The 24,551-nt window shown below is 66.7% G+C and carries 22 protein-coding genes and 1 other RNA gene; 16 read left to right on the top strand and 7 right to left on the bottom strand.

What is annotated here, in order from left to right:
- Positions 1–4: 4 nt before the first annotated feature.
- The gene (locus ACTIEZ_RS11395) at positions 5–3,013 is read left to right on the top strand and encodes an L-glutamate gamma-semialdehyde dehydrogenase (RefSeq protein ID WP_439546794.1); all 3,009 of its coding nucleotides are present in this window, start codon (positions 5–7) and stop codon (positions 3,011–3,013) included.
- Positions 3,014–3,019: 6 nt separating this feature from the next.
- On the opposite strand, the gene ACTIEZ_RS11390 is transcribed toward ACTIEZ_RS11395, so the two are convergent.
- Together ACTIEZ_RS11390 and ygfZ are read right to left on the bottom strand one after the other, a co-directional pair.
- Positions 3,020–4,153: a mechanosensitive ion channel family protein gene (locus tag ACTIEZ_RS11390; RefSeq protein ID WP_439546840.1), complete on the bottom strand. Its 1,134-nt coding sequence runs from the start codon at positions 4,151–4,153 to the stop codon at positions 3,020–3,022.
- Positions 4,153–4,932, bottom strand: coding sequence for a CAF17-like 4Fe-4S cluster assembly/insertion protein YgfZ (gene ygfZ, locus ACTIEZ_RS11385; RefSeq protein WP_439546793.1), 780 nt, complete (start codon positions 4,930–4,932; stop codon positions 4,153–4,155). Before ygfZ ends, ACTIEZ_RS11390 begins: the two co-directional genes overlap by 1 nt.
- A gap of 158 nt (positions 4,933–5,090) precedes the next feature.
- On the opposite strand from ygfZ, the gene rpmG reads away from it, so the two are divergent.
- Complete coding sequence (gene rpmG, locus ACTIEZ_RS11380; protein WP_439546839.1) at positions 5,091–5,258, top strand: 50S ribosomal protein L33; 168 nt, start codon at positions 5,091–5,093, stop codon at positions 5,256–5,258.
- 57 nt (positions 5,259–5,315) lie between these two features.
- On the opposite strand, the gene ACTIEZ_RS11375 is transcribed toward rpmG, so the two are convergent.
- Positions 5,316–6,317 (bottom strand): glutathione S-transferase, encoded by a 1,002-nt coding sequence (locus tag ACTIEZ_RS11375; RefSeq protein ID WP_439546792.1) that lies wholly within the window; start codon positions 6,315–6,317, stop codon positions 5,316–5,318.
- A 288-nt stretch (positions 6,318–6,605) separates the two neighbouring features.
- Here ACTIEZ_RS11375 and ACTIEZ_RS11370 point away from each other — a divergent pair, with 288 nt between their 5' ends.
- From ACTIEZ_RS11370 to ACTIEZ_RS11350, 5 genes are read left to right on the top strand one after another with little or no spacing between them, the layout of a single operon-like run.
- Positions 6,606–6,884 carry a DUF3572 family protein gene (locus ACTIEZ_RS11370; protein ID WP_439546791.1) on the top strand — a complete coding sequence of 93 codons (279 nt, stop codon included), beginning with the start codon at positions 6,606–6,608 and terminating at the stop codon, positions 6,882–6,884.
- Positions 6,884–7,492, top strand: coding sequence for an HAD family hydrolase (locus ACTIEZ_RS11365; protein ID WP_439546790.1), 609 nt, complete (start codon positions 6,884–6,886; stop codon positions 7,490–7,492). Before ACTIEZ_RS11370 ends, ACTIEZ_RS11365 begins: the two co-directional genes overlap by 1 nt.
- A 2-nt stretch (positions 7,493–7,494) precedes the next feature.
- Positions 7,495–7,953, top strand: coding sequence for a RidA family protein (locus ACTIEZ_RS11360; protein ID WP_439546789.1), 459 nt, complete (start codon positions 7,495–7,497; stop codon positions 7,951–7,953).
- Positions 7,953–9,092: a GNAT family N-acetyltransferase gene (locus ACTIEZ_RS11355; RefSeq protein WP_439546788.1), complete on the top strand. Its 1,140-nt coding sequence runs from the start codon at positions 7,953–7,955 to the stop codon at positions 9,090–9,092. The genes ACTIEZ_RS11360 and ACTIEZ_RS11355 overlap by 1 nt, the downstream gene beginning before the upstream one ends.
- 18 nt (positions 9,093–9,110) lie before the next feature.
- On the top strand, positions 9,111–9,635 hold the full coding sequence (locus tag ACTIEZ_RS11350) for a hypothetical protein (protein WP_439546787.1): 525 nt from the start codon (positions 9,111–9,113) through the stop codon (positions 9,633–9,635).
- Here the strand turns inward: ACTIEZ_RS11350 and panC are convergent.
- On the bottom strand, positions 9,632–10,480 hold the full coding sequence (gene panC / locus ACTIEZ_RS11345) for a pantoate--beta-alanine ligase (protein ID WP_439546786.1): 849 nt from the start codon (positions 10,478–10,480) through the stop codon (positions 9,632–9,634). The genes ACTIEZ_RS11350 and panC overlap by 4 nt on opposite strands.
- A 115-nt stretch (positions 10,481–10,595) precedes the next feature.
- Here panC and ACTIEZ_RS11340 point away from each other — a divergent pair, with 115 nt between their 5' ends.
- From ACTIEZ_RS11340 to ACTIEZ_RS11315, 6 genes are all read left to right on the top strand, one after another.
- Positions 10,596–11,354 carry a division plane positioning ATPase MipZ gene (locus ACTIEZ_RS11340; RefSeq protein ID WP_439546838.1) on the top strand — a complete coding sequence of 253 codons (759 nt, stop codon included), beginning with the start codon at positions 10,596–10,598 and terminating at the stop codon, positions 11,352–11,354.
- On the top strand, positions 11,354–11,767 hold the full coding sequence (locus ACTIEZ_RS11335) for a hypothetical protein (protein WP_439546785.1): 414 nt from the start codon (positions 11,354–11,356) through the stop codon (positions 11,765–11,767). The genes ACTIEZ_RS11340 and ACTIEZ_RS11335 overlap by 1 nt, the downstream gene beginning before the upstream one ends.
- 105 nt (positions 11,768–11,872) lie before the next feature.
- Positions 11,873–13,252 (top strand): phosphoglucomutase/phosphomannomutase PgmG, encoded by a 1,380-nt coding sequence (pgmG, locus tag ACTIEZ_RS11330; RefSeq protein ID WP_439546784.1) that lies wholly within the window; start codon positions 11,873–11,875, stop codon positions 13,250–13,252.
- A 60-nt stretch (positions 13,253–13,312) separates the two neighbouring features.
- Positions 13,313–14,026 carry a TerB family tellurite resistance protein gene (locus tag ACTIEZ_RS11325; RefSeq protein ID WP_439546783.1) on the top strand — a complete coding sequence of 238 codons (714 nt, stop codon included), beginning with the start codon at positions 13,313–13,315 and terminating at the stop codon, positions 14,024–14,026.
- Complete coding sequence (locus ACTIEZ_RS11320; RefSeq protein ID WP_439546782.1) at positions 14,023–14,907, top strand: DMT family transporter; 885 nt, start codon at positions 14,023–14,025, stop codon at positions 14,905–14,907. The genes ACTIEZ_RS11325 and ACTIEZ_RS11320 overlap by 4 nt, the downstream gene beginning before the upstream one ends.
- Entirely contained in the window at positions 14,904–15,572 is a 669-nt protein-coding gene (locus ACTIEZ_RS11315; protein WP_439546781.1) for an N-acetylmuramoyl-L-alanine amidase, read from the top strand. Before ACTIEZ_RS11320 ends, ACTIEZ_RS11315 begins: the two co-directional genes overlap by 4 nt.
- 223 nt (positions 15,573–15,795) lie before the next feature.
- Here ACTIEZ_RS11315 and ACTIEZ_RS11310 read toward each other — a convergent pair whose 3' ends face one another.
- Positions 15,796–16,080 (bottom strand): DUF6522 family protein, encoded by a 285-nt coding sequence (locus ACTIEZ_RS11310; protein WP_439546780.1) that lies wholly within the window; start codon positions 16,078–16,080, stop codon positions 15,796–15,798.
- Positions 16,081–16,142: 62 nt separating this feature from the next.
- On the opposite strand from ACTIEZ_RS11310, the gene rnpB reads away from it, so the two are divergent.
- An RNA gene (rnpB, locus tag ACTIEZ_RS11305) (RNase P RNA component class A) lies at positions 16,143–16,540 on the top strand.
- A gap of 45 nt (positions 16,541–16,585) precedes the next feature.
- Here the strand turns inward: rnpB and recG are convergent.
- The gene (gene recG / locus ACTIEZ_RS11300; RefSeq protein ID WP_439546779.1) at positions 16,586–18,643 is read right to left on the bottom strand and encodes an ATP-dependent DNA helicase RecG; all 2,058 of its coding nucleotides are present in this window, start codon (positions 18,641–18,643) and stop codon (positions 16,586–16,588) included.
- Positions 18,644–18,734: 91 nt separating this feature from the next.
- Between recG and ACTIEZ_RS11295 the strand changes: the two genes are divergently transcribed.
- Positions 18,735–19,019: a succinate dehydrogenase assembly factor 2 gene (locus tag ACTIEZ_RS11295; protein WP_439546778.1), complete on the top strand. Its 285-nt coding sequence runs from the start codon at positions 18,735–18,737 to the stop codon at positions 19,017–19,019.
- Positions 19,020–19,115: 96 nt separating this feature from the next.
- Positions 19,116–22,718: a transcription-repair coupling factor gene (gene mfd, locus ACTIEZ_RS11290; RefSeq protein WP_439546777.1), complete on the top strand. Its 3,603-nt coding sequence runs from the start codon at positions 19,116–19,118 to the stop codon at positions 22,716–22,718.
- On the opposite strand, the gene ACTIEZ_RS11285 is transcribed toward mfd, so the two are convergent.
- Positions 22,715–24,457 (bottom strand): EAL domain-containing protein, encoded by a 1,743-nt coding sequence (locus ACTIEZ_RS11285; RefSeq protein WP_439546776.1) that lies wholly within the window; start codon positions 24,455–24,457, stop codon positions 22,715–22,717. The genes mfd and ACTIEZ_RS11285 overlap by 4 nt on opposite strands.
- Positions 24,458–24,551 lie beyond the last annotated feature (94 nt).

Genomic DNA, 24,551 nt, shown 5'->3' with positions numbered 1-24,551 from the left:
CGCCATGACCAGCACCCGCGACTCCGCCCGCACCCTGATGGGCACTCTGCACCGCGCACCCGAACCGCAGGTATTGGCCGGGCTGCTGCCCGCCGCCACGCTGGACGTCGCCACCCGCACCGCGGTCGAAAATCGCGCGCTTGGGCTGCTCGCCGATCTGCGCGCCGCGCAAGGGGCGGGCTGGGTCAACCGCTTCCTGCACCAGTATCGGCTGAACACCGCCGAGGGCGTGGCGCTGCTCAGCCTGGCCGAGGCGTTCCTGCGCGTGCCCGATGCCGCCACCGCCGATCTGCTGATCCGCGACAAGCTGGGTGCGCCCGACTGGTCCGGGCATCTGGGCGATTCGGATTCGGCCCTGGTCAACAGCGCAACCTGGGGCCTGGTCATCACCCGCGCCGTCGTCGGCGAAGATGGCCGCGCCAGCGTGTTGCGCCGGCTGATCGCCCGCGCCGGCGAACCGTTCGTGCGTCAGGCGGTGGGCGCCGCCATGCGCCTGATGGGCCAGGTGTTCGTGATGGGCCGCACCATCGATGAAGCCTTGAGCCGCGCCGCAGACAAGGACAATCGCGGCTTCACCGCCAGCTTCGACATGCTGGGCGAAGCCGCGCGCACGGCCGAGGATGGGGAACGCTATTTCGCCAGCTATCTGAATGCCATCCGCGCGGTGGGCAAGGATGCCAAACGCAGCGATGCGATCACGCAGCGCCACAGCATCTCGGTGAAACTTTCCGCCCTGCACCCCCGCTACGAAACCGCACACGCCGCTGCCTGCGTGCCGGCACTGATCGACATGCTCCAGCAGCTCGCCGATGCCGCCGCCAGCGCCGGCATCGGGCTCACGGTGGACGCGGAAGAACAGGAGCGGCTGACCATGAGCCTCGACATCATCGCCGCCGTTGCGCGCCAGCCGCGCCCCGGTTGGGGTGGCTTCGGCATGGCGGTCCAGGCCTATGGCAAGCGCGCCCGCGCCGTCATCGCCTGGGCCGGCGCGCTGGCTGGCGAAACCGGCGATCAACTGACGGTGCGGCTGGTGAAGGGCGCCTATTGGGACAGCGAAATCAAGCGCACCCAGGAAAACGGCCTGTCCGATTATCCGCTGTTCACCCGCAAGGCCGCCACGGATGTGTCCTACCTCGCCTGCGCAGCCGATATGCTGGCCGATACCCGCCTCTATCCCGCCTTCGCCACCCACAATGCGCTCACCGTCGCCACCATCCTGGAATGGGCCAGCCGGTCTGGCCGGCGTGACTTTGAGTTCCAGCGCCTGCACGGCATGGGCGAAGGCCTGTTCGAACGACTGGTGCAGCAAGACGGCTGGCGCTGCCGCACTTATGCCCCGGTGGGTGGCCATCGCGATCTGCTCGCCTATCTGGTGCGGCGCCTGCTGGAAAACGGCGCCAACAGCAGCTTCGTGCACCAGTTGGCCGACGAAAATGTATCGGATGCCGATCTTCTGGCCGATCCGGCGGTGCGCATCGCGCAGGTGAAAGCTGCCCCGCACCCGTCAATCCCGCTGCCGGCCGCGCTTTATGGCGACAGCCGCCGCAACAGTGCCGGCATCGATCTGGCCGATGCCGACATCCTCGCTGCCACCACTGCGCACGTCGCCGGCTTTGCCCTGCCCGCCCCGCCGGCGCCGCTGCACATGCTCAGCGAGGTGAATGCCGCCGTCAGCGCCGCTCATGCCGCCTTCCCGGCCTGGGCGTGCACGCCGGTGGGCCAGCGCGCCGCTATGCTCGACAAACTGGCCGATCTGTTGGAGCGCGACCGCCTCGATCTGATCGCCGCGCTGGTGCACGAGGCGCGCAAGACCATACCCGACGCGCTGGCCGAAGTGCGCGAAGCGGTGGACTTCTGCCGATACTATGCCGCCGAAGCCCGCCGCCTGATGGTGCCGATGCTGCTGCCCGGCCCCACCGGCGAGCGCAACGAACTCCACCTCGCCCCGCGCGGGGTGTTCGCCGCCATCGCACCGTGGAATTTCCCGCTGGCCATCTTCCTCGGCCAGGTCGCCGCCGCACTGGTCGCCGGCAATGCCGTTGTCGCCAAGCCGGCCCCGCAAACCCCGGTGATCGCCGCCATGGCGCGCACGCTGGCGCTGGAGGCCGGCGTCCCCGCCGCCGTGTTCAGCCTGGTGACGGGTGGCGGCGACATCGGCGACGCGCTGGTGCGCGACCCCAGAATCATGGGCGTCGCCTTCACCGGCTCCACCGCCACGGCGCGGCGCATCGCCCGCGCCCTGCTCGATGACGATACCCGCCCGCTGGTGCCACTGATCGCGGAGACCGGCGGCATCAACGCGATGATCGTCGATTCGACCGCACTCACCGAGCAGGTGGTGGCCGATGTCATCACCTCGGCGTTCCGCTCTGCCGGCCAGCGCTGCTCGGCGCTGCGGTTGCTGCTGCTGCAGGCGGATGTGGCAGAGCGCACGCTGGCGATGCTGAAGGGCGCCATGGATTGCCTGGTCCTCGGCGATCCGGCCAACCCCGCCACCGACGTCGGCCCGGTGATCGATGCCGCCGCTTACGACCGCCTGGAAACCTACCGCCAATCGCAGCGCACCCGCTGGGTGCACGCCCTGCCCGCCACCGCGACCGGCGAGATCGTGGCCCCCACCATCATCCAGCTCGACAGCCCCACCGACCTCACCGCCGAATGGTTCGGCCCGATCCTGCATGTCGCCACCTGGCCAGCCGGCAAGCTCGCGCAAACCGTCGCCGCGGTGAACGCCAGCGGCTTCGGCCTGACCATGGGCCTGCACAGCCGTATCGCCAGCGTCGCGGCCGAGGTCACGGCGTTGGCCGAGGTCGGCAATCTCTATGTCAACCGCTCGATGATCGGCGCCGTCGTGGGCAGCCAGCCGTTCGGCGGCGAAGGCCTGTCCGGCACCGGCTTCAAGGCCGGCGGGCCGCATTATCTCTATCGCTTCCTGTCGGAGCGCACCGTCTCCACCGACACCACCAGCGCCGGCGGCAATGCCACCCTGCTCAGCATCGAGGATGTCGGCTGAACCGGCTCAATCCGCGGTGATGCGTTTTTCGGTGAAGAAAGTGGGATCGATCATCCGGCCATCCGGCGCCGCGGTGAAGCTGGTCTGCGTCGGATAGGCAAATTCCACGCCCAGCTCGGCAAAGCGCCGCACGATGGCAAAGCCCACCGCCTGGCGCACATTCATGAAGACAATATGCTCCGGAACGGTCGTGAAGAACACCAGTTCGAAATCGAGGCTGGACGCGCCGAACCCGGTGAAATGGGCACGATCGAACCGGCAATTGTCCTGGGCATCGACAATGGCCTGCAAATTGCCGGGCAGCGCCTCCAGCACATCCGGCGGCGTCTGGTAGATGATGCCCAACGTCATCACAACGCGGCGTTCCTCGATGCGGCGCAGATTGGCAACCTGCTGTTCCAGCAATTTGGTGTTGGCCATCACCAGTTGCTCGCCGGACAGGGATCGGATGCGCGTGGTCTTCAGCCCGATATGCTCGACGCTGCCGATCGACCCGCCATAGCTGATGGTGTCGCCCACGCGGAACGGCCGATCGAACAGGATCGCCAGCGCCGCAAACAGATCCGAAAAAATTCCCTGCGCCGCCAGACCGATGGCGATACCGCCGACACCCAGACCGGCAACCAGCGCGGTGACATTCACGCCCAGATTGTCGAGGATCAGGATACCGACCAGCAGCCAGACCACCACATTCACCAGCACGGTGATCACGCCCATCGCGCTGCCCAGCGCGATACTGTCTTCGGCGTCACCGCTGGCGCGGCTGCGAATCAGGCCCAGCACCAACTCGCGCAGCCACAGTGCCACCTGCACGGCCATGGCAACGATGAAGATATTGTCCACCAGCCGCAGCAGCGGCCCCGGCGGTGCCGCCACATTGGCGGCAGCATCAAGGGCGACGGCAAACAGGAACAATTCCAAGGTGCGATCGACAATGCTGCGCACCAGCCCTCGCCAGCCGAGAGAGGCCACCGGAAACACGCGGCGCAGGCTCAACAGCACCAGTTCCAACACCACGTATACGACAATGCCGACGCCAGCGCCGAACAACGCTTCGCCACTGTCCTGTGTCAACCAGCGCCAGGTTTCGCCCAGCACATTATCGAGTTTGTCGGCCGCGCGGCCGATAGGATCAAGCATCACCAGGCCGGCTCCAGCCAGGCAGGTCGTCGCACCGTCACCGGCGCTTCGCCCAGGAACAGCGGCGCTGCGGCGGCTTCAAGGCGCAAATGCACGATGGCGTGATCGCCGTTGCGGCTGCGCAGCTTGCCACAGGCGCGGCCGTCGGCATCCTTCACCTCGCTGGCATCACCGGCATCGCCGTTGATGGTGATCGGCACCAGCCGGCGCCGCACCTTGTCGCGATGGTGCATGCGGGCAGTGTTCTCCTGGCCGACATAACAGCCTTTGGTAAAACTGACGCCGTTCAGCAGATCGGCACCGGTTTCCAGCCACAGCAGTTCATCCTGGCCGATATCTTCGCTGTCGGGCACGCCGACGGCATGGCGATGCGCGTCATAGGCGTCCGCCCCGGCCGGCGCGCTGCCGGCCGGGCCGATCCAGCGCGCGCCCAGCGCCGGTGTGCGCGCATCGGCAGGGCCATCGCCCGGCCAGGCCACCAGCACCGCCAGATCATCGCGGCGCACCAGCGTTACGGCCTTGCGCAATTTGTACATGCTCAGCCGCTTGAGCAGCGCGTCGGCGCGCATCGCAGCGACATCGATCAGGATCGCGCCTTCGCCGGCATGCAGGTGAAAATCGAACAAGGCCTTGCCCTGCGGGCTGAGCAGGCCGGCGAGCAAACCATGGCTGGCGGCGAGACTGCCCACATCATGGGTGATCAGGCCTTGCAGAAATGTCTGGGCGTCTTCGCCCGCCACCGCCAGCACGGCGCGATTTTCCAGGGTTACGGTCGTCATCCCCGTCAGATAGGGTCTAACGCCAAGCCTGCCAATGCCGTTACGGCGCGCACAGGACAGGCCGCTTGACTTTCAGGACATGTTTGCGCATTGCGCTCGTCTCCGCCGCGCCGGCCATGGTCGATGCGCGGCATATCGCTTTTTTCGGAACCGGAACCATGGCCAAGCCGACAACCATCAAGATCAAGCTCGTGTCCACCGCCGACACCGGTTACTATTACGTGACCAAGAAGAACCCGCGCACCAAGACCGAGAAGCTCTTGTTCCGCAAGTACGACCCGGTCGTGCGCAAGCATGTCGAGTTCAAGGAAGCCAAGATCAAGTAAGCGCGTTTGCGCCTGCCTTGTGGCATGAACGGGCTGGCGGCAACGCCGGCCCTTTTGTCATGGTGCCTTCAGAAAGCCGAGGCAGCCGGCCGCATCCAGCAGCGGATCGATGCGTGCCCGCGCGGTCTCATCCAGCGCGGCGTGGCGGGCGCGCAGATCGTCAAGGCATTTGGCCTGATACTTGAACACACCCTGTTCATACGGCAGGCCATCGACCTCCATACGGAACATCGTGTCTCCCGCCGCCAGCGCCGCGGCGTTGGCCAGCAGGAACGGGCCATAGACGCGGCCGATTTCGGCCAGCAGCGTCGTCACCACCGGTGCCAGCGGCGCATCGGCGGCCTGCCAGTCGCCCTCGATCCCCGATGCATCATCGACATGCAGCAACCAGCGATAGACCGTGGGAAAGTCGGCGCGCATCATGACCTGCGCGGTCGGATCGACGCCCAGTTGCGACAACTGCCCAAAAAGGCCGAATTCGGCCAGCGACGGCCGGCTGCCAAACAACCAATGCTCGTTGACCAGATGGCTCTCCAGCGCCGCCAGCACGTGCCGCGTGGACTGTTCGATCAGCGGGAAATTTTCCGCCGTGCAGCCGACCAGCGCCATGCGGCCGACCTGGCGATCGCGAAACGCCGTGGCGAACTGATCGATGCGCGCCGTGCCGCCGCCCTTGAAGGCATCGAAGGCCAGCCATTGGCTCATCTGCAACTGATCGACCGGTTGCAGCCAGCGATAACCGAACATCGCCTTCGTCAGCCATTCGTCGGCAAAATCCTCGATCAGATGCGCCAGAAAGGCGTGGCCAGCATCGGGCGGCACGATGCTGCGATCCGGGTGGCGCGCTTCCAGATCATAGATCAGCGGCGTCGAATCATTGGCAAAGCGGCCATCGGGATATTCCAGCACCGGGATCACCGGCGCCTTCACCTGCGCCACCGCGTGGCCGTGGCTGGCACCGCCGTGCACCCAGACATGGGGGATGCGCCGCGCCCGCAGCACGGCGCGGATCTTCATCGAATAGGGCGAACCCAACGCGCCGTGCAGCCTGTACATCATCCCGTCCCCCAAGATTTTTGCCACAGCCTAGCGCCTGCCCGGCGCCGGCGCCAGCGCCCCGAACGCCCCCGCCCCTGTCCTACAGGCCGTGGTTCGCGCTATGCTGCGACACCGGCAATGGTCGGTGCAAAACATATCTTGCCGCGCAGGTTGCGCCAGAATCCGGGCCATTTCGTCAAATGTGTCAACACTCGCTTATCACGACTCAGCCACGCGCAGCCGGCGCGACATCGGCGCCGGCCGCTGTGTGCTTGGCAGCCGGGCTCTGCGTGTCTAGGGCTGGTGGTCGTGCTTCGTGACCGCCCTGCCCCCGCCGATCCCGCCGTGCTGGCGCTGCAGGCGCTTGCCCATGTCGCCGGCGACGATGCGATGGGGCCGCGCTTTCTCGAACTGACCGGCATGGACGGCGCCGCGCTGCGCGCCAATGCCGACAAGCCGCAGACGCTGGTGGCGCTGATGGATTATCTGATGGCCAATGAACATGATCTGCTGGCCACGGCCGATGCTATCGGCGTGGAACCGCAGGCCTTGGCCAATGCCGCGCGGCGGCTGGGGAGCGACTGGTGATGGCGAAACCGCTGATCATTTCCGATTGCGATGGCGTGCTGCTGCACTTCATTGCGCCGTTCGTCGATTATCTGCGCGATGCTCACGGCCTGACGCTGAGCATGGACAGCTTCGCGCTCACCGGCAACGTGCGCCGCCCCGATGGCACGGCCGTGGCGCCGCAGGAATTTCCGCCCTTGCTCGATGGCTTCTTTGCCGACTGGATGCACAATCAGAACCCGATCGCCGGTGCGGCAGACGCGCTGGACAGCCTGGCGCGGGATTGCGATGTCGTGGTGCTGACCAACATCGCCGATCATCATGCCGCGCGGCGCACCCATGAACTGGCGCGACTGGGCATGCCCTATCGCGTGATCGGCAACCGCGGCGGCAAGGGCGAGCCGCTGAAGCGTCTGCTCGATGAATTTCAGCCGAGCACTGCCATCTTCATCGACGATCTGCCGCCCAACCACACATCCGTGAAGGCCCATGCCGATCATGTCCACCGCCTGCACATGGTCGCCGAGATCGAAGTGCGCCATCTGATCCCGGCGGCGCCCGATGCCCATGCCCGCCATGATGATTGGCCGGCAATGCTGTCCCATATCGAAACCATCCTGAAAGGCTGACGATGACGCCCGAACAGAAACTCGCCGATCTCGGCATCACCCTGCCGTCGGCCGCTGCGCCAGCGGCCAATTATGTACCGACGGTGCTGGCCGGAAATCTGCTGCACATCAGCGGCCAGATTCCGTTTGCCGAGGATGGCAGCCTGATGAAAGGCCGGCTCGGCGATACGGTGGATGTCGCCTTCGGCCAGGCCGCGGCGCGGCGCTGCGCCGTTGGCCTGATCGCCCAGATGCAAACGGCACTGGGCGATCTGGGGCGGGTGAAGCGCGTGGTGAAGCTGGGCGTGTTCGTCGCCAGTCACCCGGATTTCACTGATCAGCCCGAAGTGGGCAATGGCGCATCCGATCTGATGGTGGCGGTGTTCGGCGATGCCGGCCGCCATGCCCGCGCCGCGGTGGGCGTGGCGGTGCTGCCGCGCGGCGTGGCCGTGGAAGTGGATGCGGTTGTCGAGATCGGCTGATGGCCGAAAGCTGGCAGGTGCGGGTGATCGGAAAGGCCAGCGAGATTGCGCTGGCCGATTGGAACGCCTGCGCCGGGCCATCCAACCCCTTTGCCCAGGCCGAGTTTTTCCGGGCGTTGGAGGATTCGGGCAGCGCTTCCAGCCGCACCGGCTGGCAACCGGTGCATCTGGTCGCCGACGACCCCGATGGCCGTCCTGCCGGCATCATGCCCGCCTACCTCAAAACCCACAGCCAGGGCGAATATGTCTTCGATCATGGCTGGTCCGACGCCTATGAACGCGCGGGCGGGCGCTATTATCCCAAGATACAGGCCGCCTTCCCGTTCACGCCCGCGACCGGGCCGCGCCTGCTGCTGCGCGACCCTGCCGCTGGCCCGGCCTTGATCGCTGCGGCCGAACAGATCACCGCCGGCAACGGTTTTTCCAGCGCCCACGCCACCTTCATCTGCCCGGAACAGCAGGCGATGTTCCGCGCCGCCGGCTGGCTGATGCGCACGGGCGAGCAGTTCCACTGGCAGAATGACGGCTATCAATGTTTCGGCGATTTTCTCGCCGCGCTGTCGTCCGCCAAGCGCAAGCAGATCCGCAAGGAACGCGAGAAGGCCGTCGCCGGCCTGGAGATCGTGCATCTGACCGGCGCCGCCATTACCGAGGCGCATTGGGATGCTTTCTGGACCTTCTATCAGGATACAGGCGCCAAGAAATGGGGTCGGCCCTATCTCACCCGGTCGTTCTTCAGTCTGGTTGGCGAAGCCATGGGGGACCGCATCCTGCTGATGCTGGCGCTGCGCCATGGCCAACCGATTGCCGGCGCGCTCAATTTCATCGGCGATGAATGTCTTTATGGCCGTTACTGGGGCGCCACCCAGGATGTCCCCTTCCTGCATTTCGAGCTCTGCTATTATCAGGCCATCGAATGGGCGATCCTGAACGGCCGCGCCCGCGTCGAAGCCGGTGCGCAGGGTGCCCACAAACTGGCGCGCGGTTACCGCCCCACCCCGGTGATTTCGGCGCATCACATCCCCGATCCCAATTTCCGCCGCGCCATCGCCGATTATCTGGCTCGCGAAACCCGCGCGGTGATCGAGGAAATCGAATATCTTGATCAACATGCCCCGTTCAGGCGCGATCAAGATTGAACCGTGATACTGTTGGCCATGCGAATATTCTTCCTGTGCGCGGCCCTGGTCGCACTGCCTGCAACGGCCACCGAAGTGGTCCGCCTTACCGACTCCGAACGCGCGGCGGTGCTGGATGCCGCGGCACTGGGCCCGGAACGCAGCGCCGTGCTGACGCCGGAGACCAACAAGCAACTGTCCGTCCTCGACCGGTCCCTATACCCGGAATTTTATGGCGACGGCCCGGCCGTCCGTGACCGCAAGGTGCATGGCGAAATGACGATGTTTGCCGGCAGTGGCGGCACCTTCGGCATGTCCGGCACCGCCGTTGTTCCGGTTGGCGAAAGCGGCAGTGCCGCGATTTCGGTCCTCCAGGGCCGCAGCCGCTGGGGCGGCAATATGCAGGGCTACAGCCTGGGCTTTGCCAGCGGCGGCGTGCAGGGCGACATCAGTTCGATGAACGGCTTCGGTGGCGGCTTTGGTGGCCCGTTTGGCCCCGGCCTGTGGACGACACCCTGGGGCGCGTCGCCCTACCCCGGCCCGCCCATGCGTCGCTGGCGCTAAAGCGCGATATTGTCGATCAATCGCGTGGTGCCCATCATCGCGGCGGCCAGCAGGCGCGCGCCCGGCGCCGGCGCGCCCAGGCTGTGCAGCGTCTCGCCATCGGCCAGCTCGAAATAATCCACCCGGCCAAAGCCGGCGCCCTTCATCCGGCGTCCGCCAGCCGCCAGCGCCGCCGCCACCGGCATGCCGGCCAGGATCGCGTCGCGCGTCGCCACCAATGCCTGCGGCAGTGCCAGCGCCCGCCGACGCTCATCGGCCGACAGATAGGCATTGCGGCTGGACAGCGCCAAACCATCGCCATCCCGCACGATCGCACAGCCTTCGATATGGGTGCCGATATCCAGATCGGCCGCCATGCGCCGGATGATGGCCAGTTGCTGCCAGTCCTTTTCGCCGAACACCGCCACATCCGCCTGCGCTGCGCTCAGCAGCTTGGCGACCACGGTGGCAACGCCATCGAAATGCCCCGGCCGCACCCGCCCGCACAGCAGATCGGGCAGTCCCGCCACCCGCACGAAGCTGGCAAATCCTGGCGGGTACATGGTGGCAACATTGGGCGCATACAGCAGGCTGCACCCCGCACCGGCCAGTTTCAGTGCATCGCCGGCCTCGTCGCGCGGATAGCGTTCCAGATCCTCGTTCGGCCCAAACTGCTTGGGATTCACGAAAATCGAGGCGACCGCGACATTGGCCAGCGTCAGCCCCTTGGTCACCAGCGCCAGATGGCCGGCATGCAGCGCGCCCATGGTAGGCACCAACGCCACGCGCTTACCGTCCCGCTGCCAGGCCCGCACATGGGCACGCAACGCGGCAGGGCTGCGCACCACAGGCAAAACTTCGGTCATGCACTTGTCACCGCAATGGCCCATCGTCGTTGACAGGCAGGGCGCGCTGTGGGCGAAACATGCCCGCAGTGCAAGACGCATCAACGGAGCAAACGTGACCGCACACCTGATCGTGATGGCCAATGAAAAGGGCGGCACCGGCAAATCGACCACTGCCGTGCATATCGGCGTGGCGCTGGCGCTGGCCGGGCATCGCACTGCGCTGATCGATCTCGATCACCGGCAACGCACGTCCACCCGCTATCTGGAAAATCGCTGGCTGCACGCCCAGCGACATGGCCTGACCCTGCCCGCGCCGGATGTGGCGGTGGTCGCGGACGGCGAGCAGGGCGAGGAAGAACTGGCGTTGCGCCTGAGCCAGGCCAGCAGCCTGGATTTCATCGTCATCGATTCGCCCGGCCGCGATTCGGTGCTGGCCCGTGCCGCCCTGGCGCAGGCCGACACGCTGGTGACTCCAATCAACGACAGTTTTGTGGATTTCGACCTGATCGGCGACGTCGACGGCGAGACGTTTGCCGTGAAAAAGCCCAGCTTCTACGCCGAACTCGTGTGGGAAGCCCGCACCCGCCGCGCCCGCGAACAGGGCCGCCCGATGGATTGGGTGGTGCTGCGCAACCGCCTGTCGGCGCTGGATGCCCGCAACAAGCAGCGCATGAGCGTCGCACTGGATTCGCTGGCCAAGCGCATCGGCTTTCGCGTGCTTCCCGGCCTGTCCGAACGTGTGATCTACCGCGAATTCTTCCCGCGCGGGCTGACCCTGCTCGACCGCGCCGCCCTCATCGAATTCTCATTGAGCCATGTCGCAGCACGCAACGAATTGCGCGCGCTGATCACCGGATTGAACCTGCCGGGCGGTGTGGAGTTGGCTGCCTGATGTTGCTGGCGATTCTGGCGGTCGGTGCGCTGGCCTGGTGGTTGCACCGCGAAGGCATATTGCTGCCCAATCTGTTGCGCCTGGGCGGCGCAGCGGCGGCGGGGCTGCTCGCCTTGCGTCTGCTCAGCACGGGCCGGCCGATGATGGCGCTGGTGGCGGCGGGCGTCGGCTTTGCCTGGTGGCAATGGTCGGGCCGGCCGGTGCGCCTGCCCAACCGCAAGCTCGGCGACGCCGCACGGCTGCTGAATGTGCCGGCTGATGCGGGATCGGATGTGATCTGGCAGGCCTGGCGCCAGGCAATGGCAACGGCGCATCCCGATGCCGGCGGCAGCGACGCAGCCGCCCAGGCGCTTACCCAGGCCCGCGACCTGCTGATTGCCGCCGCCGACAAGCGCCGCGAAACCGGTCGCTGATGCGTCCGTAACTTGCAGCGACGCATGGTCGCCGTAATTGCAATTGCCGCATTGCGCGCGCATCAGGGCGCGCAACTTTACCTCTTTAACCAAAAGGGAACGACCGTGGCCCATGATTTCCATCCAACCGCGCTACGCGAATATGATATCCGCGGCATCGTTGGCGAAAGCCTGACCGAAGCCGACGCCCGCGCCGTCGGCCGCAGCTTTGGCACCGTGGTGCGGCGCGGCGGCGGCAAATTGGTGACACTGGGCCGCGATGGCCGCGACTCCTCGCCTTCGCTGTGTGCAGCCGTGGCCGAAGGTCTGATGGCGGCCGGCTGCGACGTGATCGATGTCGGCCTGGGCCCTACGCCGATGCTGTATTTCAGCGTGTTCGAGCTGGGCGCCGATGCCGGCCTGATGGTGACCGGCAGCCATAATCCGCCCAACTGGAACGGTTGCAAGATGATGCTGAAGGAACGCCCGTTCTTCGGCGCCGACATCCGCGGGCTGGGCGCGCTGGCCGCGACCGGCGATTGGGAAAGCGGCACCGGCAGCAGCCGCAGCCACGAGATCATGGATCGTTATGTGGAGGCGCTGGCCGCCGATTTCCGCGGCGGCGCCTTCACCATCGCCTGGGATTGCGGCAACGGCGTCGCTGGCCCGGTGGTGGAAAAGCTCACCCGCATCCTGCCCGGAACCCACCATCTGCTGTTCACGGATGTGGACGGCAGCTTCCCCAATCACCACCCCGATCCCACCGTGGAAGCCAATCTCGCCGATCTGAAGCGGATGGTGGCGGAAAAGGGCTGCGATTTCGGCGTGGCCTTCGATGGCGATGCCGATCGGATCGGCGCCATCGACGGCCAGGGCCGCGTGGTGTGGGGTGATCAATTGCTGGCGATCCTGTGCGAACCGGTGCTGAAGGAACTGCCGGGATCGACCGTGATCGCCGATGTGAAGGCCAGCCAGGCGCTGTTCGATCGCGTCGCCGAACTGGGCGGCACGCCGCTGATGTGGAAAACCGGCCACAGCCTGATCAAGGCCAAGATGAAGGACGTCGGATCGCCGATCGCCGGCGAAATGAGCGGCCATATCTTTTTCAAGCATCGCTGGCACGGTGTGGACGATGGCATCCTGGGTGCCGTGCGCCTGATCGAAGCCGTCACGGCGGCCGGCGGCTCGCTGACCGAAATGAAGAATGCCATGCCGGCCATGGTCAACACCCCGGAAATGCGCTTCCAATCGAGCGAGGACCGCAAGTTCGTGGTGGTCGCCGAGGTGTTGGCCCGGCTGCAGGCCGAAGGTGCGACTGTCAACGAAACCGATGGCGCCCGCGTGATGCGCGCCGATGGCTGGTGGCTGCTGCGCGCCTCCAATACCCAGGATGTGCTGGTCGCCCGCGCCGAAGCGGCTGACACAGCCGCGCTGGCCCGGCTGGAGGCCGAATTGCGCGCACAACTGGCCCTATCTGGCGTGGACGGCGTCGCAGTCGGCCACTGAGCACCCAAGCTTTCCCGGGCATGCTTTCGCGGTACGGCGTAATCGCCTAAGCCGCTGGGCATGAGCATCTGGGCAACTCTGGCCGGCACCGCCATCGGGTTGGTGATCGGTGGGCCGATCGGCGGCCTGGCCGGCGCCGCGGCCGGCAGTGCCATCGATCTGGCGCGCGCCCGCACCGCCAGGCCGGGGCAGCGTCAGGTCGCCTTCACCATTGCCGCCATCGCTTTGGCCGCCAAGATGGCCATCGCCGATGGCGAAGCGACCGCCGCGGAATTTGCCACCTTTCAACGGCTGTTTCGCGTCGATCCCACTGAGGCCGGCAATGTGCAGCGATTTTATGATCTGGCCAAGGCTTCCACCGCCGGATTCGAAGCCTATGCCCGCCAGGCCGCCGATCTGCTCGGGCCGGGATCGCCAACGCTCGAGGATCTGCTCGATGCGCTATGGCTGATCGCGGCGGTCGATGGCTTTCACCCGGCCGAACTGGTCTATCTTGAACGTGTGGCGACCTTGCTGGGCTTTGATGCGGCCGATCAGGCCCGTATCCGCCGCCGCCACATGGCGCCGGCCGCCGACGATCATTGGGCAGTGCTGGGTGTCGAGCCCGGCGCCGATGCCGCCACCATCAAGGCCGCTTATCATGCGCTGGTGAAACGCTATCACCCCGACCGCGCGCTGGCCGAAGGCGTGCCGACGGAGTTCATCCGCGTTTCGGAACTGCGCATGGCCAGCATCAACGCCGCTTACGATCAACTCACGGGCAGGCGACGATGAAACCCAGCCATCTCGCCATGATCCTGGCCATCGACTGTATCTGGGCCTGCAATATCGTGGCCGTAAAGGAAGCGGTGACCACCGCCGGCCCGCTGGTGGCGGTGCTGCTGCGCTATGTCGTCGCCACCTTGGTCTGCCTGCCGTTCATCCGCTGGCTGCCGGGGCGCATGCATATCATCCTCGCGACCGGGCTGGTCGCCGGCGCCGGCTTCATGACGCTGGGCGCCATCAGCTTTGCGGTGGCCGACAATCTGTCGGCGCTGTCGATCGTCGGGCAACTGGGGGTGCCGTTCAGCCTGATCCTGGCAGTGATATTCTTCAAGGAACGCATCCGCTGGCCGCGCATCACCGCCATCGCCATCGCCATTTCCGGCGCAGTGGTGATGAGTTTCGATCCGGCCATTGCTGATGAACGGCTTGGCCTGTTGCTCACCGTGGGCGCTGCCCTGTGCTGGGCTGGCGGCAATCTGCTGTTCCGCTCGCTGGCCGGCGTACCGGTGCTGACCATCCACGCCTGGCTGGGGCTGATTTCGGTGCCGGTGATGCTGGCTGCAGCCTGGGTCGTGGAACCTGAGCGGCTGGCCGCCATCCCGCAATTGCCGCTCAGCACCTGGGGCTGGGTGGCTTATTCGGCGATCCTGTCCTCGGTGGTCGGCCATGGCGGCATGACCTGGCTGTTCCAACGCTATCCGGTGGCGGTGGTGTCGCCGCTCACCCTGCCCACGCCGCTGATCTCCGTCGGCGTGGCGATCGCCGTCTACAACACGCCGATCACGGGCCAGATGCTGGTCGGCGGCTTGCTGACATTGGTGGGTGTCGCCATCATCACCTTCCGCACGGCGCAACGCCGGGACAGCGATGCACCGGTGGAGCCATTATGATTACCCGCCCGAGCCCGAATTTCGACACGCGCAAAACGCCCATCGCGATGCTGGTGCTGCACTATACCGGCATGCAATCAGGCGACGCCGCCATCGACTGGCTGGCCAATCCCGCCTCCAAGGTTTCCGCCCACTATGTCGTCGCCGAAGACGGCACCGTGCTGCAGATGGTGGCGGAAGCGAACCGCGCCTGGCACGCCGGCCGAAGTTGGTGGCGCGGCATCACCGATATCAACAGCGCCAGCATCGGCATCGAGATCGTCAATCCCGGCCACGAATTCGGCTATGTCCCCTACCCGCGCCCGCAGATGGATGCGGTGGTGGCGCTGGTAACCGAAATCGTCGCCCGCCACCGCATCGCGCCGGCCAATGTGGTCGGGCACAGCGACATCGCCCCCACCCGCAAGCAGGACCCCGGCGAACTGTTCGATTGGCCGCGACTCGCCGCGCTCGGCCTGGCGGCAACCCCGGCGCCCAGCCTCGACCCCGGCTGGACCGACCCCGGCTTCCTGGCGGCGCTGGCCCGCTATGGCTATGATATCACCGCGCCCACCGAAGCCGTGATCGCCTTCCAGCGCCGCCATCGCCCGGCAAAGCTGGACGGCACCATCGACGCCGAATGCCGGCAGATCTTGCGCGGCCTGCTGGTGGCGGAAGGGCTGTAAAGAAAAGGCGGCCAGCCCACCGAGGGGGAGGCTGGCCGCCAGTTGTTTTCCGCGGATGGCCCAAAACAGGGGGGAGGGCCATCACATGTGCGGTGGCTGACCATTTGGCCAGCCAGCGGTGCCGGCAAAAACGGGGGGATGCCGGCCCGACAATTTCCATATGCCTCAGATCGGGCCAACATTGCAACTGTGTAATGTTACTGCGGCAACATGTGCCACCTGGTCAGGGTCTGCGCGCACCGGGGGGTAGGTCATGGCCGCCGAAATCCAATGTGCTGTGCGAAACGATGCTGCCCAGCGCATCGACGATCACCCGCAGACGGCGCTTGTCGTTGGCAAACGTCAGCCGGAACGTGCCGAAATCCGCGTCCACGCCGGCTTCGACCCAGGTGCTGATCTGACGCCCGGCCAGCATCGGCTGCACCGCTTCCGGCGCCAGCTTCAGCCCCTGCGCAATCAATTCCGCCGGCACGGTGAAGCTCTGGCCGGTCCCTTCGATCTCGATCATGCCCAATCCCTTTCGTACAGCAGTGGCGCGAATCATCGGAAAAGACCATATGAACACTGCGATCACGTCGTCGGGCGGCCGCGTCAGGATTTATTCTGCCGAGGAAAGTCCGGGCTCCACGGAACGCGGTGCCGGGTAACGCCCGGCGGTTCGGTGTAAAAGCCGGATCAGGGACAGTGCCACAGAGAACAGACCGCCGATGGCTGCTGGTAACGGCAGGACAGGCAAGGGTGAAACGGTGCGGCAAGAGCGCACCGCGCGATGGGCAACCAAAGCGGCACGGCAAACCCCACCGGGAGCAAGACCGAATAGGGATGGCGCGCGGGCCTCGGCTCGCAGGGCAGGAACCGGCCCAGTCATCCGGGTTGGTTGCTGGAGGCGGCGGGCAACCGCCGTCCGAGAGGAATGGTCGCCGCTGCACTTTGCAGTACAGAACCCGGCTTACAGACGGCGTGATCGCATCGCCGCCCTCCTTGCTCCCCTCCCGCAAGCGGGAGGGGAAAAGCTATCCCGACCGCAGCAACGCCACCCCCGCATCCCGTTCAAACAGATACAACAACACCCGCGCTGCCTGCCCGCGCGGCCCCGCCAGCCCGCCATCGCGCTCCAGCAGCAGCCGCGCATCATCGCGTGCCATGGTCACAAACTGCTGCACCCGCACCGGATCGGCAAAGCGAAACGCCTCCTCCCCCGATTGGCGCGTCCCCAGAATCTCCCCCGGCCCGCGCAGCTTCAGATCGGCCTCGGCAATGCGGAACCCGTCACCCGTCTCGCGCAGCAATTTCAACCGCGCCCGCGCCGTCTCCGACAGCTCATCGCCGCGCAGCAGCAGGCACACGCTGTGCCCTGCCCCGCGCCCGACCCGGCCCCGCAACTGGTGCAACTGCGCCAGGCCAAAGCGCTCCGCCGCCTCGATGATCATCAACGTGGCGTTGGGCACATCCACCCCCACCTCGATCACCGTCGTCGCCACCAGCAGCCCCAGCTTGCCGGCAGCAAAATCCGCCATCACGGCATCCTTGTCCGGCCCTTTCATGCGGCCATGCACCAGGCCGACCCGCCCTTCCCCCAGCCGCGCCTTCAGGAACGCCGCGCGCGTGGTGGCGGCAGCTTCGTCCTCATCCTCGGTGCCATCGACCAGCGGGCAGACATAATAGGCCTGGCCGCCGCCCTCCAGGTGCCGGGCCAGCGCGGCGGTCACCTCATCGATGCGCGCGGCGGCCATCACCCGTGTGTCGATCGGCTGGCGGCCGGGCGGGCGTTCATCGATTATGCTCTGGTCCATTTCACCAAAGCGGGTCAGTGCCAGGCTGCGCGGGATCGGCGTTGCGGTCATCGCCAGCACATGCGGCGGCACGCGCGCCTTGCTGGCCAGCAACAGCCGCTGCGCCACCCCGAAACGATGCTGTTCATCGACCACCACCAGCCCGAGGTCGCGATAGGCGACCGTGTCTTGAAAAATCGCGTGGGTGCCGATCAGGATATCGATGCGCCCTTCGGCCAGATCGGCCAGCAGCGCCTCGCGTGCCTTGCCCTTGTCGCGCCCGGTCAGCAGCGCGATCCGCACCGGCAAGTCCGCCGCCTGCTTCACCAGTGTTGCGTGATGCTGGCGTGCCAGGATCTCGGTGGGCGCCAGCAGCGCGGCCTGGGTGCCGGCCTCCACTGCGGTCAGCATCGCCACCAGCCCGACCAGCGTCTTGCCCGATCCGACGTCGCCCTGCAGCAGCCGCAACATCGGCTGCGCCTGCGCCATGTCACCGGTAATCTCGCCCAGCACCCGCTGTTGCGCGCCCGTCAAATTCCACGGCAGCCCGGCCAGCAAGCGATCCGTCAGCCGGCCATCCCCCGCCAGCGCCCGCCCGCGCCGCGCGCGCGTGTCGGCCCGCACCAGCAGCAGCGCCAACTGGTTGGCCAGCAATTCATCATAGGCCAGCCGATCACGCCCCCCGTCCATCCGGTGTGCGGCGGCCAGGCTGTCGGCAAATCCGGCCCAGCCGGCGCGCGCAATCACGCTTGGCTCGATCCATTCCGTCATGGCCGGTACCCGGCCCAGCGCCTCGCCCACCAGTTGCGCCATGCGCTTGTTGGTGAAGCCCTCGGTCAGCGGATAGACCGCCTCGCGCTCCGGCGGCGGTGCCGGGCCGTCGAGCGCCTGCACATCGGGATGCGCGATCTGCAATTTCTGGCCATAACGATCGAGCTTGCCGATTATGCGCTTTTCGACGCCGATCGGCAGCCGCGTCTGCGCCCAAGTCGCGCTCTGGCCGAAAAACACCAGGTCCACCCACTGCCCGCCGCGGTCCACTGCCGCGACCCGCAAGGGGCTGCGCGGGCCGCCACGATCATGCCGCGCCGGGGTCAATGGCACCACCACCGGCCGGCCGACCAGGCTTTCATCCAGCGCATCCACTGCCAGCCGATCGATCATCATCACCGGCAGATGGAACGCCAGATCGATCGCTCGCGCGATCTTCAGCCGCGCCAGTTGCCGCACCTGCGACGGCCCGACACCTTTCAGCGCAGCCACTTCGGCGAACAGGGGGTTGAGGATGTCCGGGCGCATGGTATTGCGACCGTAATAGCACCACGCCGGCCGTTTGGAACGCCAGCGTGGAAATCTGCTTTGGGCAATCCTGTTTGGAAGGCGGGCCACCATGAACGACAACCAGCCGGAATCGATGGAGCTGCGCCTGCGCCGCGCCCGCTACCGCGCCGATCATCGCGGCACGAAAGAAGCCGATCTGGTGGTCGGCGGCTTCTTCGAGCGCCACCATCAGGATTTCGACGAAGCGGCGATGGCCTGGTTCGAAATCGTCCTGCAGGAACAGGATGTGGACATATTGGCCTGGGCGTTCGGCACCGCCGAAGTGCCGCCACATCTGGACAACGCGTGGATGCAGGCCCTGAAAAAGCTCGATTATGTCGAAGTCACCCGTTGACCCCTCTCCCCTTGGGGGAGAGGGCGACTCGCCGCAGGCGAGCGGGGTGAGGGGTACCCACACACCCTCCCTCTCCCCTGAAGGGAGAGGGGTTAATTGATCGATCTGCCCCGCTTCGTCGCTGCGCCGCGTGCCGTCACGCTGGCGCGCTGTGCCGGCGGCTACCTGCCGTGGCTGATGGCCGACGCCGCGCGAGCCGCAAAGGGCCGCGCCTGGTTCATCGCTGCCGACGAATCCCAGGCCCGCGCCGTCGCCGAAGCCGCAGCCTATTTCGCGCCGGAAATCGCCGTGCTGATGCTGCCGGCCTGGGATTGCCTCCCCTATGACCGCGCCTCACCTTCGCTGAAAAGCGCGTCTGACCGCGTCGCCGCCCTCGCCGCGCTCACCGAACGGCCGGCGGGCGCGCAACTGGTGGTCACCACCGTCAACGCGATCACCCAGCGCGTGCTGCCCAAATCCCGTGTCGCCAGCCTGTCCGCCCGCCTGAAACCCGGCAGCCAGATCGATCGCAACGCCCTGGCGCTGAAACTTGCGGCCAACGGCTATGTGCGGGTCGATACGGTGGTGGAGGCCGGCGAATATGCGCTGCGCGGCGGGCTGGTCGATGTGATGTCGGCCGGCGCCGATCACGGCCTGCGCCTCGATTTCTTCGGTGACGAGATCGAAAGCATCCGCCGCTTCGACCCCGCCAGCCAGCGCAGCCTGGGGCCAGCCGACGGCTTCGATCTGCTGCCCGTCTCCGAAGTGCTGCTCGATGAAGCCCGCATCAAGGCCTTCCGCGCTGGCTGGCTCGAACGCTTCGGCGCCACCGCCACCGGCGATCCACTCTACGAAGCGGTCAGCGACGGCCGCCGTCTCGCCGGCATGGAACATTGGTTGCCGCTGTTCGAGCCTGGCCTCGTCACCATCTTCGACTGGATTGGCGCGGATGATCTGCTGGTGCGCGATCACGGCGCCGATGGGGCCGCCGCCGACCGTTTCGAGGCCATCGCCGATTATCACGACAATCGCGTCGCCGCGCTCAGCCAGAAAAAGGGCAGCTACCGCCCGCTGGCGGCCGACGCGCTCTACCTGTCACCCGCCGAATGGGCCGAGCGGCTCAGCGCACACAAGGTCCACGCCACCTCCCCGCACGATGTCGCCGATGGCACCTTGTTCGCCATCGATTGCGGCGCGGCAGCGGCCCGCGATTTCGCGCCGGAACGCGTCGCGCAGGCCAACGGCGGCCCGCCGGTCTATGCCGCGATCCTGTCGCATGTCGAGGAACGCCGCGCCGCCGGCGACCGCGTCATCCTCGCCAGCTATTCCGCCGGCGCCCGCGAGCGTCTGCGCGGCCTGCTGGTCGACGAAGGCATGAACCGGCTGGCAATCGCCGATCACTGGCAGGAAGCCTTGGGCCAGGCCGCCGCCGGCGCCATCGTGCTCACCGTCTTGCCGCTGGATCACGGCTTCACGCTGGCGGAACTGCGCGGCAGTCTGACCCTGCTCACCGAGCAGGACATGCTGGGCGACCGTCTCGTCCGCAAGGCCCGTTCGGCGCGCAAGGCCGATGCATTCATGGCCGAACTGGCGATGCTCAGCCCCGGTGATCTGATCGTCCACCGCGATCATGGCATCGGCCGCTATGATGGCCTGCTCGCCATCCCGATCGGCGGCAAGCCGCATGATTGCGTTGCCCTCAGCTACGACGGCGGCGACAAGCTCTATGTGCCGGTCGAGAATATCGACGTGCTGAGCCGCTATGGCAGCGACAGTGACGGCGTCGGCCTCGACAAGCTGGGCGGCGTCGCCTGGAGCAGCCGCAAGGCGCGGATGAAGAACCGCATCCGCGAGATTGCCGGCGAATTGCTGGCCACCGCGGCAGCGCGCGCCCTGCGCGAAGGCGAGGCCGTGAATATCGACGCGCACGGCATGGCCGCCTTTGTCGATCGCTTCCCCTATGCCGAGACCGACGACCAGTTGAAGGCCATTGGCGATGTCATCGACGATCTCACCTCCGGCCGCCCGATGGATCGGCTGGTGTGCGGCGATGTCGGCTTCGGCAAGACCGAAGTGGCATTGCGCGCCGCCTATGCAGCAGCGCTGTCGGGGATGCAGGTCGCCGTGGTCTGCCCGACCACGCTCCTGGCGCGCCAGCATCACCAGAATTTCCGGGAGCGCTTCACCGGGCTGCCGGTGGAGGTCAAGCATCTGTCCCGCCTGGTCAACGCCGCCGATGCAAAGTCCGCCCGCGAGAAACTGGCCGATGGCACCGCCGATATCGTTGTCGGCACCCACGCGCTGCTGGCCAAGAGCATCGAATTCAAGCGGCTGGGGCTGGTGATCGTCGATGAGGAACAGCGCTTCGGCGTCGTCCACAAGGAACGGCTGAAGTCGCTCAAGGCCGATGTGCATGTGCTGACACTGACCGCCACGCCGATCCCGCGCACGCTGCAGATGGCGCTGACGGGCCTGCGCGAAATGTCGGTGATCGCCACGCCGCCGGTCGATCGCCTTGCGGTGCGCACCTATGTGATGCCGTTCGATCCGGTGGTGATCCGCGAAGCGCTGCTGCGCGAACATTATCGCGGCGGCCAGAGCTTCATCGTCTGCCCCCGCATTTCCGACATGCCGGATATCGAGCAATTCCTGCGCGAACAGGTGCCGGAAGTGAAACCGATCGCCGCCCATGGCCAGATGGCGCCAAGCGAAGTCGAGGAGCGGATGAGCGCGTTCTACGACAAGCGCTATGATGTGCTGCTGTCGACGACCATCATTGAATCCGGCCTCGATATTCCGTCCGCCAACACGCTGATCGTCTATCGCGCCGATCGCTTCGGCCTGGCGCAACTCTATCAGATCCGCGGCCGCGTCGGCCGCGGCAAGACCCGCGCCTATGCCTATCTCACCACGGCGGACGGCCAGAGCATCACCGAAGGCGCCGAAAAGCGCCTGCAAGTGCTCAGCCAACTCGACACGCTCGGCGCCGGGTTTCAGCTCGCCAGCCATGATCTTGATCAACGCGGCGCCGGCAATCTGCTGGGCGACGAACAATCCGGCCATATCAAGGAGATCGGCTTCGAGCTGTATCAATCCATGCTGGAGGAAGCCATCCTGGAGGCCCGCGCCGAAGCTGCCGGCATGAAGCCGCCCGCCGAAGCCTTCAGCCCCCAGATCACCGCCGAAGTGCCGATCCTGATCCCCGAACATTATGTGCCCGATCTGAACGTGCGCATGGCGCTGTATCGCCGCCTGAACGAACTGGACGGCCGCCCCGCCATCGATGGCCTCGCCGCCGAGATGATCGACCGCTTCGGGCCGCTGCCGTCCGAAGCCGAAAACCTGCTCAGCGTCATCGAAATCAAGCTGGCCTGTCTGGCTGCCGGCGTCGCCAAGCTGGAGGCAGGGCGCAAGGGCGGACTGGTCAGCTTCCGTGATGATCGTTTCGGCAATCCGGAAGGCCTGATGGCCTATATCGACCGGCTCGGCGCGCGCGCCAAGATCCGGCCGGATCAGAAACTCTTCATCGCGGCGGACTGGGGCGATGATCGCGCCCGGCTGAAGGGCGCTCTGCAGATCGCATCCGCACTGGCGAAACTTGCGGGCGGTGCCACGGTGAAGCCGTCTGCAAAGCCGGCGCCCAAACCCTTGCCGCCCAAGGCGCTGCCCAGGGTTCCGATCCGCCCCTCCATCTTCAAGTCCAAGCTGGGCCGGCGTTAGGCCACGCTGCTCCGCAACGGCCGGCTGGCACAGAATGCCGCCAACCCGGCTTCATCCAGCGGCGGCGCCACGCAGAAGCCCTGCACCCACTGGCAGCCCGCGGCGCGCGCGGCCGCCATCTGCACATCATCCTCGATGCCCTCGGCGACCACCGCCAGGCCCAGCCGCCGTGCCGTGGCGATCATGCCTTCCACCACGATCCGCTCCCGCTCCGACCCGGTCAGTCCGGCGGCAAAGCTGCGATCCAGCTTGATCGTGTCCACCGGCAGCCGCGCCAGCCGCGCCAGGCTGGAGTATCCCGCGCCGAAATCATCGAGCGAAATCCCCACCCCATCGCGGCGCAGCAGCGACAAGGTGGCGGCGGCCGCATCCATGTCGTTGATGATCGCCTCTTCGGTCACCTCCACCACCAGCCGGTGCGGGGACAGCCCGGCCTGGATCAGATCGGTGGCCAGCGTATCGATGAACTGCGGATCGGCGAGATCGGCGGCCGTGACGTTCAACGACAGTTTCAGATTGGCCAGCGGCCCGGTCCACGCCGCGGCTGCCGCAATGGCGCGCGCCCGGATATGGCGGCCCAGCGTGATGGCCAGTTCCGCCGACGCCGCAGTCTCCAGCAGGGTGGCCGCCGACAGCCGCCCGTGCACCGGATGGTCCCAGCGTACCAGCGCCTCCGCCCCGCCGACCTGCCCATCCGACAATCGCGACAGCGGCTGAAACAGCACGGCGATATCGCCATCCGCCAGCGCGCGAAACAGATCGGATTCCAGATCGACCCGCAGCGCCAGCGCCGCCCCGACGCTGTCGTGCAGAAACCGCGCCACCGCCCCCGGTTCGCGGCTGCGCGCATCGGCCAGCGCAATCGCCGCCTCCCGCAAAAGTCCAGCCGCCACTGCGCCCGGTTCGCCGGCCATGCGGCCATCGTCCCAGGCAATACCGGCGCGCCCCGAAACATGGATCAACCGGTCATCAACCGCAAACGGCCGTTCGAAACTGCTCAGCAACGAGCGCGCCAGCGTCTCGATACCGCGCGCCGCCGCCGCGCCCGCTACGCCGAGTGCAAACTCCGCCGCCGTCAGCCGGCCGAGCAGACGCACTTCGCCGCCGTGCAGACCGGCATCGGCAATCGGCCCCAGTCGCCGGGCAATCGCCGCCAGCAGCCGATCGGCGACATCGCGGCCATGGATGGTGTTGATCTGCGCGAAACGCCCGACCCCGACCACGATCACCCCGGCCGGCTGCCCGGCGGCCCGCTGATCGGCAAGCCAGCACTGCAGCCGTTCGCCGGTGGCCAGACCGGTCAGGCGATCGGCGCCCGGCGCATCCGATGGCAACGGCGCTGCCGCCGCCGCCGCCAGCCGCGCCGCGTGGCGCCCGGCCAGCGCCAACGCATTGGTAAAACTGTCTGATCCGAACGGCGATACCAGCACCGATGTTGCGCCGGCGGCACTGGCCGTCGCCGTGGCATCGGCATCGCTGCGCGACAGCAGCACCAGCATGGCGCCGCGCCGGCCTTCCACCGATGGCCCCAGCGCGCGTGCCACCGCCAAACCGGCCGCCAGCGCGCCGCGCGCATCCACCACCACCACCCGCACCGGTTCTGCCGCAAATCGCGCTGCTGCCGCGTCGGGACGGCGCTCCAATCGCGGCACCTGGCCAGCCGCCGTCGCCATCGCTGCCAGATCATCGGCATAGCGCGGCGAGACGATCAACACCGGTTCGGAGTTAAAGAGACACATGAAACGCGACAGCCTGCCCCACAACGCGGTCTACATCGTAGCGCGATGATGAACGATTGTCAGCCTGCACGTGCCAATTTTAACGCCCGACAAT

The sequence above is a fragment of the Sandarakinorhabdus sp. genome, from assembly GCF_051860625.1.
GTDB lineage: Bacteria > Pseudomonadota > Alphaproteobacteria > Sphingomonadales > Sphingomonadaceae > Sandarakinorhabdus.
This window is presented reverse-complemented; position numbering and strand designations above follow the sequence as displayed.